We start from the raw sequence: 17,930 nt of genomic DNA, 5'->3' as shown, positions 1-17,930 counted from the left end.
AACGCTTAATTATCGAGCCATTGAGTAAATAAAAGCTTTTTAATTAATGGCTTGCCAGTTTCTTTCTCTAGTAATTGTTTAACTCTTTCTTCGCATAATCGTTGTATTTCATGACGGCCATTGATTGATTTTACTTTTGACTCCGGCTGCTGACCAATAATGTTAATAATGGCATCGCGTAATAAGGGTGCATGATGTTCAACAATATCGTAATTTGAAGCGTCTTCAATCATAAGCTCTACGGTTAAGCGTACATAGCCCATTTTTTTCTTCACTGCGACATAGTTAGTAACAATAGAAGGTTCAAAGCCAAAGTAAGCGTAATCAGCTGCTTTAGCAAAAGGTGAACCCAGTAGTACTAACAATAAAATAATGGATGTTTTCATACACTAGAACTCAAATTAGGAAGTTAGTTAAACATATTGGTGATATTAAATGATAACGCGAATTTTGATCAAGCGCTGTATTATTTGGCTATTTTTAAAGTATTCATGATTTTATAAAGAAAATTTAACTTTATTAATAATCAGCTAATCGTTATTGATTACACGGAGTAAGCTGTATTTTTGTTATGCTAAACGCTATCATAGCTCGTTTTTCGTTAAATAGTTTTCAGGTATGACAACAGAACATTCATTATTTCCCGTGCAAATGCTCGCCAATTGGCAGTCGCCAGATCTCCAGACACTTTCTGACCATTTACGTGATTGGTTACTTGATCCGAGTTCATTAACCGCCCGTTTAAAGGCGCATTGCCAAGACTTTCGTGTTGAAGTGCTAGGTCAAGAAATTATTGCCTGTGGTGCGGCTGAGGCGAATGACGATATTATTGCCGGAGAGCAAGTGCTGGTGCGAGAAGTGTTATTATATTGTGATGATGTTCCACACGTATTTGCTCGTAGCTTATTGCCACTTAGTTCTTTAACCGGTGAGCAGCAACAATTAGCGCATTTAGGAACACAATCTTTAGGGCAGGTGCTGTTTAATCACCCTGATTTATTACGTAAAAAAATTGAAGTAACAGCGTTTAATGCACAGTCGAGTGTTGCTAATTTGGTTAATTACTTAGCAATGCCGACACATCAGCAACCACTATGGGGTCGTCGTTCGGTATTTGTCTTGGATGCTAAGCCACTGATGGTAGCTGAAGTTTTTTTACCCGGTGCGATGGCATATCTGAAATAAAAGGGCATTATCTTGAGTGAGTTAACGAAAAAGCTAACGGCGATTAAGCAAATTACCCGCATGGATAAACCTATTGGCACCTATTTGTTGTTATGGCCGACCTACTGGGCATTATGGATAGCTTCTGATGGCTGGCCTTCACTACATATGCTGTTGGTGTTTAGCTTAGGTGTTTTCTTTATGCGCAGTGCTGGCTGTATTATTAATGACTATGCCGATCGAAAAATTGATGGTGCAGTCAAGCGTACGCAAAATCGTCCTTTAGTAACTGGAGCGCTATCTAGTAGTGAAGCTTTACAGTTATTTGCTAGCTTTATTCTTTTGGCTTTTGCTTTAGTGCTGACCTTAAGTAATTACACTATTGCATTATCTTTTGTCGCAGTGTTATTAGCTGCGAGCTATCCGTTTATGAAACGTATTACCCATTTTCCACAGGTGGTACTTGGTGCTGCGTTTAGCTGGGGTATGATCATGGCTTTTGCTCAAGAGCAGGGACAAATACCGGTTGTGGCTTGGCTGTTATTTAGTGCCAACGTGTTATGGACTATTGCTTACGATACTATGTATGCCATGGTTGATCGTGACGATGATTTAAGAATAGGTGTTAAGTCGACCGCGATTATTTTTGGTGACAGTGATAAACGCATTGTTCTATTTTTGCAGTTAATGACTTTAGCTTTGTTATTTACTGTTGGTGATATGTTAGCTTTTGGTTGGCCATACCAACTTTCGTTGATTATTGCCGCGGGTTTTTTCTGTTATCAACAAATGTTAATTGCTGGTCGTGACCGTGATCGTTGTTTTAAAGCCTTTTTGAATAACCATTATGTTGGCTTAGTTATTTTTGTTGGTGTTACCGTAGAATACTTATAAGTTATCAACATTAGCGAAGTATTTGCTGCTGATCACAAGCAGCAAATACTTATTTTAGTGAACTACTAACGAATAATACTTTGTAATACTTCAATATCGACTAAATTACTAACTGAGCTTTTCAATAGACCTAGAGTACTGCTGTCGACTAATTTATCGTTATCATCTAAAGCAATATAACCCTGATCTTTCATGGCTAGGATTAAAGTTGATTGCGCTTTTTTATCAATAAACTCAGGAGCATTGATATTATTGAGTACCGATAGACGTTGGGCTATGGCAACCACTTTTTCATCGAACTCTGATTTCTTAATAGGCGCCAATTGGCTAAGTAATGAAGTGATAATGGCAAAGCGTTGCATGGTTTCGTTCACGCACTCTGCAATTAAGCGAACTTTCGCACGTGTTTCATCATCTGGGCTCAGTGACCAAAAGCCGGCTTTGCTTTGTTTAGCAATATTCTGTTCAGTTAAGAACTGACAAACAGCGTTGACTTGTAGCTCAACATCTTCAGCCGATTGCCATAAAAACAAGTCAGTTTTAAGTAGCTGCACTAAACGTTGAATTTGGCTAAGTAAGTCATCCTGACTAATTTTTGCGTTTCGCTCTAATAAGCGACACACCAATGACGGTAATATAAAGGTGTGGAGAATATTATTGCGATAGTAACGTAATTCTAATATTGCGCTGTCGGTTAACGAAATTATTTCACCAAAACTGTCTTGATTGATGGTCACTTTATTGAGCAATATTACGTGCGCTAATAACTCTGCGCCAGTTTCAGTCGGGATGGTTAATTCGCTATGGTATGGTGCTGCTCTTTGCATGTCCAAGAAGAAATCAAGTTGGCTAATTAACTCTGCTTTGGTTAAGGCTTTGTTCTCTGTTGCATGTAGGATCAGTGATACTAATGCGACACCATTTAATGCTGCACATTGATTGATTGAGGTCATGACTTGCTGCGCCAAGACATTAACGCTAGGCGTTAACCATTTTGGTTTTTGAGGATCTATCGGATCTATATCCTGCTTCCAATCGGGTACTTGCTGGGTTAAAAATTGATTAATATTAATTGGCTCGCCAAAGTTGACGTAGCCCTTACCGTAATTTCGTAAGTTGCGTATGGCTTTAATAACGCCAAATATGGACTCACCTTTCTTTTGACTGCCACTTAATTCTTTGTGATATGTGCCGACTTCCATGACGTGTTCATAGCCAAGGTAAACAGGCACTAAAGTTAATGGTCGGTCAATGCCGCGCAATAAACTTTGGATAGTCATCGCGAGCATACCTGTTTTCGGTGAAAGTAATCTGCCGGTTCTGCTACGACCACCTTCAGAGTAGTATTTTACACTGTAGCCACGCTCGAAGAGTAAGCCTAAATATTCACGAAAAATAGTGGAATACAGGCGATTACCTTTAAAACTACGACGAATAAAAAATGCCCCCGCTTTTCTAAAAATCGGGCCAGCAGGCCAAAAGTTTAAATTAATACCTGCGGCAATACGTGGAGTTACTAAGCCTTGCTGAAAAATAACATAGGTCAGTAATAAATAATCCATATGGCTGCGATGACAAGGTACATAAATTATTTCGTGCCCTTCTTGAGCCAGATTTCTTAAACGTTCTGCTTGATGAACTTCAATGCCGTTATAAAGCCGATTCCACAACCAGCCTAAGATGCGCTCGCCAAAACGCACGGTAACATCACGATAGTCACCAGCAATTTCATCCATTATTGCTAATGCTTGCTTTTTGATTTCTGTTTCACTGAGGTTTTTACTTTTGGCTTCTTCACTGATCAGGCGTTTAATCGCCGGGTTAACCATTAAATGATCGAACATTTGTTGGCGATGCATCAGTCTTGGCCCTGTCGCCGCTATAATTTGACGGTGAAAATGAAAGCGGGCAATACGCATTAATTTTTTGGCACTGGCTTCGTCGCTACCATGTTTATCAGCCATATGGCGAAATGAAATAGCTTCACTAAAGCGCACCATAGTGTGGCGGCCTAAAAATAAGACGATAAAAAATTTGCGTAACCAAGTTGGAGACTCTTGATCCGTTAATAGAGCGCCAACATTGGTATTATTTTTTTCTTTTGTTGGTGTACGGCCCCAAATGACATTGGCAGGGATAAGTTGAGCATCAAGTTTTTCATTTTTTGCATGGGCATTAAGTAACTCAAAGCCTTGTGCTATCGCGGTGGTTTTTTGCGGTTTGCGCCAATGAAATAATGCCGTTGGCTTTTCTAAAAACAGCAGGCGAGATAAGGTTTGCCCATCAACATTAACCTCTGATAAGGGATCAGGTAGATCAGCCTTTTTGCAGGCGGTACGTAATGATAGAACATCACTGGCTGACTGGTGACGCAAAACATAAAATACTGGCTGCTCAGCCGTGAGTTGTTTGGCATTAATTATTTTGTCGGCAACAACTTTGCAACGCACTAATAACATTATTGGTAAGCGCAGTAATAAATAAAATAATTTACGAATAGCTAACATCTTGTTTTTCTCAACTTTATTTGACCGGTTATTATAACACTTAGCTTAAAACTTGTCTCTTATGCACATTGAATTAATCCCTTCGCAAAATGCAGGTTTTGTCGGTGACGTTATCATAGCCATTGTAATGAGTTTCTTTTCGTTCAGTAGTAGATAATCACTTTGATATCATTATCTCTGAGATTTAGCGCTTATTTTTATCACTAACTTTGCTTGCGCTATTTAATGTGACTAAAGTCCATGCAGCATGAAAAATACAGCATGCACAGCCAAATTGTTTGACTATATTGTTATGATACTTCAAGCTGAAATTCTGCATCTTCAACTGTCATGGCTATAAATACACTATGGTTTCTGTTAATCAAAAGGATTTTTATGCAAGCAAGTGAACTACGACCTAAAATTGCCATATTTGTAGATATTCAGAATATTTACTACACCACAAGAGATACTTTTCAACAGCAATTTAACTATCGCAATTTTTGGCAACAAATCAGCCAACAAGGTGATATTGTTTTGGCTAATGCTTATGCAATACAGCGTAGTGACGATCAACAACATAAATTTCAAAAAGCGCTAAAACACATAGGTTTTAACGTAAAACTCAAGCCTTTTATACAACGCCGCGATGGCTCAGCAAAAGGCGATTGGGATGTCGGTATTGCTGTTGATGTTATGGAAGCCGCGCCTGAAGTTGATATTGTTATTTTATTATCTGGCGATGGCGATTTTGATTTATTGCTGAGAAAAGTCATGTCGCGTGATGGGGTTAAAACCCATGTTTATGGCGTGGCAGCCCTAACTGCTCAGGCGTTAATTAATGCGGCTGATGAGTTCTTTCCAATTGACCAGCATTTATTGTTGTAGTTTGTCGCATTTTTCGTCAATACGACGGGTAAAAAATATAAGTTTGCCGATAATTTGAGCTAAATTTGTAATTCTTGTTTGGGCTTAGTATTGTACTATAGCTATGATGCTTCAAGATGTAGAACGGCAACTTACAGTATTATAAGTATAAATAGAGTCGATATAAAAATAATTATAAACGAGGAATTTCCATGTCAGTAGAAGCTTTATATAAAGTTATTTTATACCCATTTATTAATGAGTCACTTGCGAGTTTAAAAGCGATGACCAACCTAGTTGGTGAGGCTGGCGAAGCTTTTGTTGATAATGTTGATGATTTTCGCTTTAAAGGTTACGCGGTATGCTCTGAAGTTACCGGTGGTTTAGATGGTGTCATTATGATGCACCACTACCCAGAAACGGCAATCGCTATTGGTAACTCTGTCTGTGAAAATATGTTTGAAGAAAAATATCAGTTCACCGAAATTAATGACGAATTAAGTAATGCTTTGGCAGAATGGGGTAATACGATTGTTGGTCGTTCAACTGATTTACATGGTCGCTACAGTTTAGATTATAAATTCTCAAGCCCATACTTTGTTCATGATGTTAATGACATGGATAAATATTTAGTCGGTGTGAAAGAAGTCATTACAGTTCCTATCACGATTGAAGGGGTTGGGCGTTATTACTTTAATTTATTAATTCGCCATGTAGAATATCAATCAGTAGGTATTAAGCGTGAAGCAAGCTCTGGCATTGCTAATCCGCATACCAAACAATTACCTGTCGACAGTAAAATTTTGCTGGTCGATGATAGTGCTATGATCCGTAAGGCTTTAAGACGTTATTTAGCACAACTGGGCTACAATAATGTTGTTGAAGCTGATGATGGTTCAACGGCTGTAACTATGGTGCAACAAGAGCAGCCTGATTTTATGATCATGGATGTTGTTATGGGTGAAATGAACGGTGACCAAGCGTTAGCAAGCATTCGTGCTAATGGCAGTAAAGTACCTGTTGTCATGTTGTCGTCAGTTACCGATCAAGCACTGATTAAAAGTTGTCAAAGCCAAGGGATATCAGGCTTTATTTTTAAACCGATCCAAGCCGATACCGGTGCAGAAATTGTTAAAAATTATCTAAAAATAGCGTAATATTGCGCTATATGTTGGTTACGATGCTGAAAGTAAATGCTTTTGCTCGTAACCAGCAATTATAGCTTGAAACTATTTATCTATTTACAAGGTCTTTGTTAGTCACTAACCGCTAATCAGGGGATGACAATTGCGCTCTCTCTCTCTAAATATTTTAATTTTATGTTGCTTACCTTATTATGCAATTGCCGAAAATATAAATATCAACGTTGTTGATAATGCTAATAAAGCCTTACCTGATATGGTGGTTTATCTACAGCCAGAAGATGATATTTCATTACCTTTTAATGAACAAATTGTCGAAGTTGGCCAGTTTGACCGCTCTTTTACACCTTATATTAGCGTGATGCAGCTTGGAAATAAGGTAATTTTTAAAAATAAAGATGATATAACACATCATATATACTCTCCTATTGGCGATAATAAGTTTTCCTTCAAAATTAATGCCGGTGAATCACAAATTAAACGCGACTTTCAGCAAACTGGTGAAGTTGCTATGGGATGTAATATTCATGATTGGATGAGTGGTTATTTACTGATTGTAGATACCCCTTTGTTTGGTAAAACAAATGAAAATGGTATGCTTGATTTACCTATGCCGCCGGCAGGGAAATATCAACTTATTGTTTGGCATCCACAACTTGATGCGACTAACAACCGTGTATATCAGTCAATAGATTTGTCAGAGCAAAAACAAGTCACGATAAAAATTGATAATAAAATACTAAAAATATCAGAACAAAAAAACCAAGAAGACTTTGATTTTTTATCTGACTATTAGGGATCAGTCTCTTAATGAAGAGCTTACAAACTAAAATATTTTTGTTTTTTGTCTTACTGCTGCTGCTAGTGCAAGCGATTGCATTGTGGACCATAGTAGAAGGTAACAAAAGCCAAGAAAGACAAGAGATTACTAATCGTCTTAGCACAGCTAAAACGATCTTTAATGCCCAGTTTAATAGCCGGCGAGATTATTTAACTGCTTTTGCTGAAACAGCAGCTAAAGACTATGGTATCAAGCAAGTTTTTGAAGATGAATTACGTAGCTTGTTAGTAGCGATGAATAACCATCGGAAACGAATTGATGCCGACCTTGCGATGGCTATTTCTGCCAAAGGTATGGTTACAGCGCAACTGGTACTTGGTAAAAACCAAGCGGGAGAGTCAAAGGTAAAGCAGGGTAGCGAACGCGAACAAGCCTTTCGCTTTCCGCACTGGTTGGAAAGCCAAGAACAATCTCACCTCTATGTTTTAGGCGACTCTGTTTACCAAATTAGTTTATCGCCAATGAATGTCGGCGCAAAAACTATCGGTTGGCTAGCCTTTGGCTTTGAGATTAACCAAGAATTGGCACAGCACTTTCTTGATATCACACAATTACATACTGACTTTGCAATTAAAGTTGGTGATGAATGGCGTTTGATAGCATCTTCAAATGCTACAGCACAATTAGATTTTACTAAACAAGTGGTTAACGGTGAAACTCCGAATGATTACATTGCTATTGGCCACCTTGTTGATGAAGCAGGGCAACTGCAATTAGCGCTTGCCATGTACGGCTTACGTGCCGATATTGTTGCCGTACTTCAAGAGCAGTGGTGGCAATTTTTAATTTTAACATTTATCACGTTATTACTTTCCTTATCTGTTGCCTATATTATTGCAGCCTCTATTACCAAACCTGTTAAACAACTTGTTAAGCAAGCAAAAATAGTAGCAAGCGGTGATTATCATCAAACGGTAAATGTTAACGATAGCAGTGAATTAGGACAGCTGGCGAACGAGTTTAATGCGATGCAATCGGCAGTTCTTTCACGAGAAAAAGCCATAACGCATCGAGCGAATCACGACCCACTGACAGACTTACCTAATCGAAGTGTGCTAAAGACGGCATTGCAAAACTTGGCTGAACGCAAACAAGCTTTTACGGTATTTCATTTGAATTTGAGCCGATTAAAAGATGTTAATGAGACACTCGGGCATGATGTTGGTGATTGGCTAATTAAAGCCGCGGCCCTGCGTCTAAGTACGCTAGATGAATTTCAGTTACTTTGTCATATTGGTGCAGACGAATTCGTTTTACTTGCAGAAATTAATGAGCATAGTTCCTCTGAGCTTTTGGTCAGCCGCATCCATCAAGTTTTAGAAGACAATTGCGAATACCAAGGTATCAATCTGCAACTACAAGTGCGGATAGGTATTGCTTCAGTGCCTGAGCATTGCCACGATACTAAGTCTGTTTTACAGATGGCAGATACGGCATTGCACCATAGCCATAAAGTGAGCCAATTAGTACAGGTTTACCATCAAGGGCTTGATGTAAATAGCGTTGAGCGTTTGAATCTGATTAATGACTTAAAAGATGCCATTATTGATGACCAATTGGAGCTACATTTTCAGCCCAAGCTTGACCTATCAACAGGTATTGTGACTCATGTTGAAGCATTAGTACGTTGGAGACACCCAACGCTCGGTATGGTGCCACCAGATAATTTTATTCATATTGCTGAGCAAACAGGGCAAATTAATGCGTTAACGCATTGGGTATTTATTAATTCGTTAAAACAATATAAAGCTTGGTGTGAAGTAGGTTTAAATATAAGTGTTGCAGTCAATATTTCTGCTGAAAACCTTAAATCACCTGACTTTTATGAGTTTATTTGTCAGTCAGTTGATAAACACCAGGTGCCAGCTGATAAGGTTACGCTTGAAGTTACTGAAAGTGCGGTAGTAGATGACCCTGAAGCGGCCATTGCTATTTTACAGCAATTTAAAGATCGTGGCATGCGAATTTCTATTGATGATTACGGTACCGGCTATTCATCGTTAGCGCAGTTAAAGCAATTGCCAGTTCATGAACTTAAAATAGATAAGTCTTTTGTTCAGCGGCTGTGCGAAGATGAAGATGACCGTATTATTGTACGTTCTACTATTGAACTCGCACATAATATGGGGTTGAGTGTTGTGGCTGAAGGTATTGAAGACGAGTTTGCACTGAATTGGTTAGCTAAAAACAAATGTGAACTTGCTCAAGGTTACTTTATTAGTCGACCTAAGCCAGCCAAAGAACTCACTACTTGGTTATTGGAAAAAAAAGTCTATGCCTTTGAATAGGATTATATTTTGTTAAAAATATTTACACTAACCCTATTAATACTGGTGATCAGCAGTGCAAATTCAGCTGAGTATAAATTGCATGGTGTGCTCGATGTACGTGCAACATCAGCTGATACGCTCAAGAGTTATGTTAATGGCGGGTATGGTAAGTTCACTAGCCATAATGGAGCGAATGTTTCATTGGCACAGGCGGGTGGAGAAGTTGTTGTTACATGGGATATAGGACTCAGTGCGCATGTTGTTGCTAACGCCTATAGTGATGAAAATGACAGTGTCGTTGGCTTAACGGAAGCATTTTTGAAATATCGAACACTGCCGAATGAATCTGGCTACCGTTGGCAAACTAAAATGGGGATTTTCTATCCTGAAATATCCTTAGAAAATAATGCTTACGCTTGGGCAAGCCGAAATACCTTAAACTCTTCCGCGATTAATACTTGGCTTGGCGAAGAGATACGTCTACTTGGCGGTGAAGTGGCATTAACTCGCCTAGGTAAATTTAACAATAATGCTTTTGATATTACGTTAGCGGCAACTGCTTTTATTAATAACGATCCTGCAGGTGCTTTATTATCTTGGCATGGCTGGACTATCGGCAATCGCCAAACTTTATGGACAGAGTCAAAAGCGATTCCTGATTTTCGTGCGCGTATGCCAGGTTATGATCTTAATGGCCAAGCAGCCAAATCAGACCCCTTTTTAGAGTTAGATGATAAATGGGGATTTCATCTGCGTACCAAAGTGAAGTTTCATCAAAAAGGCCAGATTTCTGCTGGCTATTACGATAATAAAGCAACGCCTTATATGGTTGAAAATGGTCAATATGGTTGGCGTACCCGCTTCTACCATTTTGGTTTGAGTTGGCGTTTACCGGCAGCATTTGAACTTAGTAGCCAATTTCTGAGTGGCGATACTTTGATGCAAAGTCCTTTCCGCACCGATGTGGTTAATAATGACTATAAAAGTGCTTTTATTGCACTGTCAAAGCGGATTAAAAAGCACCGTTTGACGATTCGCTTAGAAGAGTTTTCCGTTACTGATAATGATCTGACTATTGGTGATAATAATGAAGAATACGGCAAATCAGCAACACTAAATTATACTTATAGACTGACTAAGCCGGTATTTTTATCGCTAGAATATAATTGGCTTGATAGTCATCGCCCCTCGCGTATGTACACTGAACAAGCAATTGATTTAACTGAACGACAATGGCAACTTGCAGCAAGGTACTTTTTCTAATCAATTTCTTAGTGGTATCAAAAGGCAGCTTGCGCATTCATTGGTAAAGTCATCAGCATGCCTAGTAAATGCGCTGTGAATTCCCCCCCATGACACCTTTCAAACGATACATTAAATATCATGGGGTTATGTTTATTTTACTATGTAGTAGTTATAGCTATATGCGCTTAAATATAGGCTATTAGTGCTGTATTCAGCTAATCACTCATTGATCATAGCCAACTCGACAATAAAAGGTAACTCGTGCACACCAAATTTCACGTTAATAGAGATATAGTCGTTATGATTAGCGGGTAGAGCTAATCATAACGACTATATCAATTGCACCTTACCTTCGACTAAAGATACTGCTGATTTTTCGAAACTATTAAAGGTATTTGCACCACTATTGCGGTATGAGTATCACCGTTTGATCTTGTTGTGGCTAATGTGACTTCGCTTTGATTCTTGATTTACAGGTAAATGCTTTTAGTAAGTTCTGAGTAGTTCATTTCACTGAATTGTTTATTACGCTGAGTAATGTTTCATTTAACTTAATTAGTGTACTAATCTTTTTGTTTTTCATGTTAGAAAAATGCATAAATTATAAAACTTCTGCCAGAACAGCCTTGAATAGTTTAATAAAATGCCACTTTTGCACAATAAGATGATTATTAGGCAATCTATATGGATGCAATGATGATTAATTGAGCACTCTTGATCTTTCTGATTAATATAGTTAGTATACAAATCTTTAGTGTACTAACTATGTTAATATTAATTAAATAAAGAGGAAAAAGTTATCAATATTTCAGATAAAACTTCAGCAGAGTGTTTTACTTTAGAAGGCCTATCTTTTAGCTGTTATCGTTAGCTGCTATATCCCCGCAATTTTAAGCACACACCTGTATTTTTAAATTAAATAAAATCAATTAAATTATTGTTTTATCATCATGATTTTAAGTTCTGATTGGTAGGGTGATATTCCGCGTTAAGTGGGCTTTAACAAACATATACTGAATTCCTCACGATATTCGTTTGATGGATAAAATTAAAAATATGTTGTTAAAGAGGCGTTAATCGATATTAGCAGCAAGTTTATTATTTTATTTAGTTTGTAGTGGAATTATCTTATTCAAATAATTATCAGCTGGTGTGGTTGCTACTGCACTCATCATTATTATGGTTAGTGATAAATGAATAAGTAAACATCAGTATAAAAACTAAGGATTTACCGTGAATATTAAACAATGGCAGAGAATAGTAATTAAAGTCGGTAGTGCTTTGATTGCCCCTGAAAAAGCCGGTTGTAGTAGTAAGTATTTACTCAGCATCGCAAACTTTATCATTCAATGTCGCTTATCGGGCATACAAGTAGTGCTTGTTTCTTCAGGCTCGATAGCTGCTGGTGCACACTTATTTGAGCGTAATAACAATAATAGCGAAGCCGCTAATATTGTTATTAAAAAGGCCATGGCTGCTGCCGGACAAGCAGAAATGATGGCAACATGGGATGAACTATTCGATTTTCCAGCCGCTCAGCTGTTATTAACACACGCCGATTTACGTAACCGTGTTCGTTATGAAAGTATCAGAGACACTATAGAAACCTTATTAGCGAATGATATTTTACCTATTATTAATGAAAACGATGCCGTAACTACAGACAAGCTTAAAGTCGGTGATAATGACAACTTATCAGCTATGGTTGCCTCAGCAGCACATGCTGATGCATTAATCATTTGCTCTGATATTGACGGTTTATATGAAGAAAATCCTCATATCAACAAAGATGCAAAATTAGTTGCCGATGTTTATCAAATTAACGCCAAAATTTATGGCATGGCAGGTGGCGCAACCAGTGATGTTGGAACTGGCGGCATGAAAACAAAAATTCAAGCGGCTGAAAAAGCAGTATCACACGGTATTGATACTTATATAGTGAACGGTTTTAAAGCTGATAGCTTTAAAACATTATTAGCAAATGGCAATCCGGGAACGCACTTTTATTCGCATAAAAACCCTATGCTTGATGGCGTTCATTGGATGCGTCACACCACACGTGCTCAAGGGGAATTGATTGTTGGCAATCAATACGACATTACGGATACTGAGTCCAGTGACTTATTACTTGCCGAAGATTTATTGAGTGTAAAAGGTGATTTTTCCTCGGGTGATATTGTTATGTTGCGAAAAGACAATGGCGATAAATTAGCGAAAGTTAAAACCAATTACAGTAGCTGCCTACTTAACTTTGTTGCAGATAGCGACAACCAAGATTTTTCCGAACAATTAGATAAAACGCAAGAACCGATAATTTCAAAACAATATATTGCGTTAATGGAGTCATAATGAATTTAATTACCACTATTTCACACAATGCAGCCCAAGCGGCTAAAGTCATGGCAATTCAAACGGCTGAAACTAAATCAACACTTCTTAATGATATGGCCGTTGCGCTGAGAGTCAGTAAAGCTGAGATCTTTAAGGCCAATGCTATCGATATTGAATTTGCAGTAAAAAATGGTTTGAGTGAATCGATGGTTGACCGATTACAATTAAACGACCAACGTATCGAAGACATGGCAGTAGGACTAGAAACCGTCGCACAACTCCCCGATGTTGTTGGCACGATTAAAGATCAAGATGTTATGCCTAATGGGCTTAAAATCAGTAAAATGCGTATACCGTTAGGTGTTATTTGTATGATTTTTGAAGCGCGACCTAACGTGACAGCTGATGCTGCCGGCTTATGCATTAAGTCAGGCAATGCGGTGATTTTAAGAGGCGGAAAAGAAGCGTTAAACAGTAGTTTAGCTATTGCGAAAGTACTACAAGATGTTTTAGTTGCCTATCAATTACCTAAAGAAATTATTACCGTTATCGCTGATCCCGACAGAGCCTTGATGACAGAATTACTTACCCAGAAAAAATACATTAACTTGGTTATTCCAAGAGGTGGTGAAGGGCTAATAAATTTTGTTAGTGAAAATAGTCAAATACCCGTTATTCAACATTATAAAGGGGTTTGTCATTTGTATGCGGATAAAGCTGCCGACCTAAATAAAACCTTGAAAGTATTATCAAACGGTAAAACCCAGCGCACAGGTGTTTGTAACGCTTTAGAAGCTTTATTGGTGCATAAAGATATTGCAGCAGAATTTTTGCCTATGGTAGCAGAGCACTTTAAAGAAAAAGGCGTGCGAGTTAATGGCTGTGAAATCAGCGTACCTTATTTTGAAAATAGTAAGCAAATAACCCTAGACGAGTTTGGTGAAGAGTATTTGAGCTTAGAAATTGCCGTTCGTGTTGTCGATGACTTTGCGCAAGCGATTGAACATATTGATCAATTTGGTAGCAACCACACTGAAGTGATATGTACTGAAGACTTGCAAGCGGCGACAAAGTTTCAGCAACTTGTTGATGCCTCTGTGGTGATGGTGAACGCTTCTTCGCGTTTCTCTGATGGCTCTCAGTTAGGTCTGGGTGCTGAAATAGGTATCGCCACGACAAAATTACATGCTTATGGCCCGATGGGGATCGAGTCATTAACCACCGAAAAATATTTGGTTAATGGCGACGGCCAAGTTAGGGCATAACCATGACGACTCAACAAACTAAAATAGCCTTTATTGGTGGCGGTAATATGGCGCAGGCCATGCTAAGTGGGTTTATAGCGGCTGAATTTCCGCCTGAAAATATCTTGGTATGTGCACCTACAGCAGCAACTCGTGATGCTTTGGTTAATAAATTTTCCTTGAACGTTAATGAAAATAACAGTGCGGCAGTAATCTTTGCTGATATTATTTTCATTGCTGTAAAGCCAAATATTGTTAGTACCGTTGCCACTGAGTTAAATACAGCCATACAGCGTGATGGTACAAAACCCTTGATTATTAACCTTGCTGCGGGTGTAAGCAGCAAGCAACTGCAAGCATACTTTGATGATGACCAGCAGGTTATGGCGGCAATGCCAAATTTACCGAGTGCTGTGCGAAAGGGGTTAACTGGCTTAGTCGCTGCTAAAAGCTGTGATCAAGAAAGCATTACCTTGGCTGATAATGTACTTTCTTGTATTGGTAAAACGCTGTGGTTAGACGATGAAAGTAAAATGCCAGCAGTGGTCGCGATAGCCGGCAGTGCGCCAGCATATTTCTTCTTATTTTTAGAGGCCATGATTGAGTCTGGTGAAAAACTCGGCCTCACTTATAAACAAGCTGAGGCAGCAGCAATGCAATCGGGCATAGGGGCGTTGACCATGGCATCAAGCTCAGCCTCATCGGTGGTTGAACTTAAAGAGCAAGTTACCTCGCCAAATGGCACCACGCATCAAGCGCTTGTCTCTTTTGCGAATAACAACTTTAAAGATATTGTGTATCAGGCTATGCAAGCAGCGGCCAACAAAGCGGCTTCATAAGATAGCTCTGTGATAACTACTTATGACAACCAACTATGATAAGCATCTAAGAAAGCTATCGTATATTGGCAAACCTGTAGCGTAGATACTGTAAACAACACTTTATGTTTGCCGATATTAGCGATTATATGGGTTTTTCGCGGCTTAACTTTCTAATGTTTTGTAAGAGCCCTTGTGTAATGCAGGGCTCATTAATAGTGCAATAATCACCGCTGAACTTAACAACGTTTGCCACCAATAAAGCTGCAAGCCTAAGGTATAATTAAACAAAGCAAGCAAGGCAAAATAGCCCACCACAGTGTACTGTAGCCAATAGATACACCAGCGTGAATTGTGCTTGTTTTCTATCACACCTGTAAAACGTCGAGCAAACTGTAAACTAATCACCGCAAGTGTTGAAACAAAAAGCCCAACAACAATAAACGACAGCCAAACAAACAATTCTGGCCATCCAATTACTTGTGCTGATTTAGCCGGTCCGGACCATAATGCATCCCAGCTTACCGCTAATATCAGCCCTAACGTTACCAGTATTTGTCTATCTTGCGTATCATTACCAGGATTAACAAAGTCAGCCAACTCGCCCTTTAGATATAAGAAAATAAAGCTAAATGCGATCAAGCCAACCACAGGCTCTATGCCGGGCTGAAGTTGCAGGCTAAAGTATGTTAGCAAGTAACCTAACATCGGAAATACCGTATGAGTAAACGATACCCCGACAATCCAAATAATGGCCGTTCGTAAACGAACGAGTTGTTTTGCCCTAGCAAATGTAGCGATAGCAACATCTGAACCGATACCTAACCCCATTAACAAACTGGCGATAACAAAATCAAATAGCGCAAATTCCATGGTATTTAGTCCATTTTAGCTGTTGGTGTTGTTAAATTTTTTGACCAATTGAGGCGCATATCCCAAGTATAACGATGCTCTGGCGCCAGCGGAGCTTGGCTTTCATCAACTTGTTTCAAAACGTTAGTAGCAGAAGTTAAATTAGCGTCGCGACCAAAAATATAACTTTGTTCACGCACGATAGATAAATAGGCCTTATTTAACTTCAGCGCACGCTCAGCTGACGGCGTAATAAGTTCAAAAACACTGCCGGCATTAAGCACTTTTTGTGTATTGACACTACCGTCTTGATTAAACCAGCGTTGCAGCATTTCGTTATTTTGACGAAACTCATCACCACCGCCAACTCTCTGTAAATATGTCAGTATTTCTCCGTTTTCTTCGCCAATATTGGGAGCATCATGTTGTGCTGCTAAGTTGATATAACCCCAACCTGCTGCGCCTGTCACCTTGCGGGGAAAAGAAAAAGTTTGATCTAATGTTGAGCCGATAGTTTTGTGACAACCCGCACAAAAAGCTAACTCTTGAGAGTTTTGATGGCGTAAATCACCGTTGGCGTTTTCAATGTAAGCATTGAGTGTCCAGCCCATATTACTATTTACACCTTTATCGCCTAATAAGTGCACTTGCGGTAAGTTCTCAAAATGTTTCTCTTTGGCCTCTAAGTAATATTCTGACGCCAATTCTGCTTTGTCTTTAAAGCTGTGCTTTTTCATGTAGCGTACTTCTTTCATGCGTGGCGCATTGTATACCGTGCCGTCGTCGTTTATTCCGATATAACGAACGGTGTGTAAAAACTCGGTATTTTCAGGGTATAGCAAGTGACTTAATGGGATATTTTTTGCGTCACCGAAATAATGTGAGCGTAGCTTGACTTGGCTAACTTGAGTGGTTAACTGGCCATCGCCATTAATATCTTCGCCAATTACATGCTCAGATACTGGGATAGTGGTGATGTTTTTAGCTGCTTTCATGGTCATTTCTACTAAGGCTAAATTAGCAAAGTAAACATCGCTAGAATATTGACCATTTTGTTCTCTAAAGGCTTTAGGTAAGCGGATCATCGCATCACCCGTTGAGCCATTGGTTGGCCAGAAAGTACTTGGGAAAGGCTTATAGTTAAATGCTACCCAGTGGCTGCCATCTTTTGCTAAACCATTCGTATCAAAAGCTTGGTTAGGCTGTGCTAAGTTTTTAATTGGGGTAACTTCACCGTACCAGTTTGGGTCGCTGCTAAACTTTTCTATAAAAGCGCTATAGTTGTCTTGCGAAACCCATTGTTTTATTTCTTGATCTGATATATCAGCGATTAATTGTGTTCTATCGACAAATAAATTTTTCCAGTGGTTGTTTGTGCCTAAATCAGAAAATTGGTATTCACCTTGTAAGTCACCATCATTCATGGTGTTAGGGCGATTGGGGCTGTTTTTATAAGTCTGATGGCAAGCGTAACATGGGTTGTTATTGCCTTCGGTTTTGGTATAACACTGAGGTGGAATAACTGCCTCAGCATTGTAAATTTCTTGATGCGCTATATAAGCGGTTGCCGGAATGACATCGCCTTCAGAGTAAGGTGAATCTGCAGGCGAGGTACTTGGCATTATTAGCGCAGCAACACTGTCATTACTATGCTCTGTCCAGGCTTTATTGTTGTCATCCGAACAAGCAGAGATAAGAAAAAGGCTTAAAAATAGTACTATTATTTTAATTGAATATCGCATAGTTTATCATTTTTTAGATGGGTAAAAGCGGGAT

Annotated in this window: 14 protein-coding genes; 10 read left to right on the top strand and 4 right to left on the bottom strand. The window is 38.9% G+C overall.

Annotation, left to right across the window (positions count from 1 at the left end; all coding sequences use genetic code 11):
* Positions 1-5: 5 nt before the first annotated feature.
* Complete coding sequence (locus tag B0169_RS02075; protein WP_077284196.1) at positions 6-386, bottom strand: flagellar basal body-associated protein FliL; 381 nt, start codon at positions 384-386, stop codon at positions 6-8.
* A 232-nt stretch (positions 387-618) separates the two neighbouring features.
* Here B0169_RS02075 and B0169_RS19085 point away from each other — a divergent pair, with 232 nt between their 5' ends.
* Together B0169_RS19085 and ubiA are read left to right on the top strand one after the other, a co-directional pair.
* The gene (locus tag B0169_RS19085; RefSeq protein ID WP_143323436.1) at positions 619-1,185 is read left to right on the top strand and encodes a chorismate--pyruvate lyase family protein; all 567 of its coding nucleotides are present in this window, start codon (positions 619-621) and stop codon (positions 1,183-1,185) included.
* A gap of 9 nt (positions 1,186-1,194) precedes the next feature.
* On the top strand, positions 1,195-2,058 hold the full coding sequence (gene ubiA / locus B0169_RS19080; protein ID WP_143323435.1) for a 4-hydroxybenzoate octaprenyltransferase: 864 nt from the start codon (positions 1,195-1,197) through the stop codon (positions 2,056-2,058).
* 65 nt (positions 2,059-2,123) lie between these two features.
* Here ubiA and plsB read toward each other — a convergent pair whose 3' ends face one another.
* Positions 2,124-4,565, bottom strand: coding sequence for a glycerol-3-phosphate 1-O-acyltransferase PlsB (gene plsB / locus B0169_RS02065; protein ID WP_077284194.1), 2,442 nt, complete (start codon positions 4,563-4,565; stop codon positions 2,124-2,126).
* A gap of 375 nt (positions 4,566-4,940) precedes the next feature.
* Between plsB and B0169_RS02060 the strand changes: the two genes are divergently transcribed.
* From B0169_RS02060 to proC, 8 genes are all read left to right on the top strand, one after another.
* Positions 4,941-5,432: an NYN domain-containing protein gene (locus B0169_RS02060; protein ID WP_077284192.1), complete on the top strand. Its 492-nt coding sequence runs from the start codon at positions 4,941-4,943 to the stop codon at positions 5,430-5,432.
* Positions 5,433-5,623: 191 nt separating this feature from the next.
* Positions 5,624-6,568, top strand: coding sequence for a response regulator (locus B0169_RS02055; protein WP_077284190.1), 945 nt, complete (start codon positions 5,624-5,626; stop codon positions 6,566-6,568).
* A 130-nt stretch (positions 6,569-6,698) separates the two neighbouring features.
* Positions 6,699-7,349: a cupredoxin domain-containing protein gene (locus tag B0169_RS02050; RefSeq protein ID WP_077284188.1), complete on the top strand. Its 651-nt coding sequence runs from the start codon at positions 6,699-6,701 to the stop codon at positions 7,347-7,349.
* 14 nt (positions 7,350-7,363) lie between these two features.
* Positions 7,364-9,682 carry a bifunctional diguanylate cyclase/phosphodiesterase gene (locus B0169_RS02045; protein WP_077284186.1) on the top strand — a complete coding sequence of 773 codons (2,319 nt, stop codon included), beginning with the start codon at positions 7,364-7,366 and terminating at the stop codon, positions 9,680-9,682.
* Positions 9,683-9,691: 9 nt separating this feature from the next.
* Positions 9,692-10,927: a hypothetical protein gene (locus B0169_RS02040; RefSeq protein ID WP_077284184.1), complete on the top strand. Its 1,236-nt coding sequence runs from the start codon at positions 9,692-9,694 to the stop codon at positions 10,925-10,927.
* A gap of 1,215 nt (positions 10,928-12,142) precedes the next feature.
* Positions 12,143-13,258: a glutamate 5-kinase gene (proB, locus tag B0169_RS02035; protein ID WP_077284182.1), complete on the top strand. Its 1,116-nt coding sequence runs from the start codon at positions 12,143-12,145 to the stop codon at positions 13,256-13,258.
* Positions 13,258-14,505 (top strand): glutamate-5-semialdehyde dehydrogenase, encoded by a 1,248-nt coding sequence (locus B0169_RS02030; RefSeq protein WP_077284180.1) that lies wholly within the window; start codon positions 13,258-13,260, stop codon positions 14,503-14,505. The genes proB and B0169_RS02030 overlap by 1 nt, the downstream gene beginning before the upstream one ends.
* 2 nt (positions 14,506-14,507) lie before the next feature.
* The gene (gene proC, locus B0169_RS02025) at positions 14,508-15,323 is read left to right on the top strand and encodes a pyrroline-5-carboxylate reductase (RefSeq protein ID WP_077284178.1); all 816 of its coding nucleotides are present in this window, start codon (positions 14,508-14,510) and stop codon (positions 15,321-15,323) included.
* Positions 15,324-15,467: 144 nt separating this feature from the next.
* Here proC and B0169_RS02020 read toward each other — a convergent pair whose 3' ends face one another.
* Both B0169_RS02020 and B0169_RS02015 read right to left on the bottom strand, forming a co-directional pair.
* A complete protein-coding gene (locus tag B0169_RS02020) occupies positions 15,468-16,175 on the bottom strand; it encodes a hypothetical protein (RefSeq protein ID WP_077284176.1) in 708 nt (235 codons plus the stop codon).
* Positions 16,176-16,180: 5 nt separating this feature from the next.
* The gene (locus B0169_RS02015) at positions 16,181-17,896 is read right to left on the bottom strand and encodes a hypothetical protein (RefSeq protein ID WP_077284174.1); all 1,716 of its coding nucleotides are present in this window, start codon (positions 17,894-17,896) and stop codon (positions 16,181-16,183) included.
* Positions 17,897-17,930: the final 34 nt, after the last annotated feature.

The organism is Cognaticolwellia aestuarii, assembly GCF_002000025.1.
Taxonomy (GTDB): domain Bacteria; phylum Pseudomonadota; class Gammaproteobacteria; order Enterobacterales; family Alteromonadaceae; genus Cognaticolwellia; species Cognaticolwellia aestuarii.
This window is presented reverse-complemented; position numbering and strand designations above follow the sequence as displayed.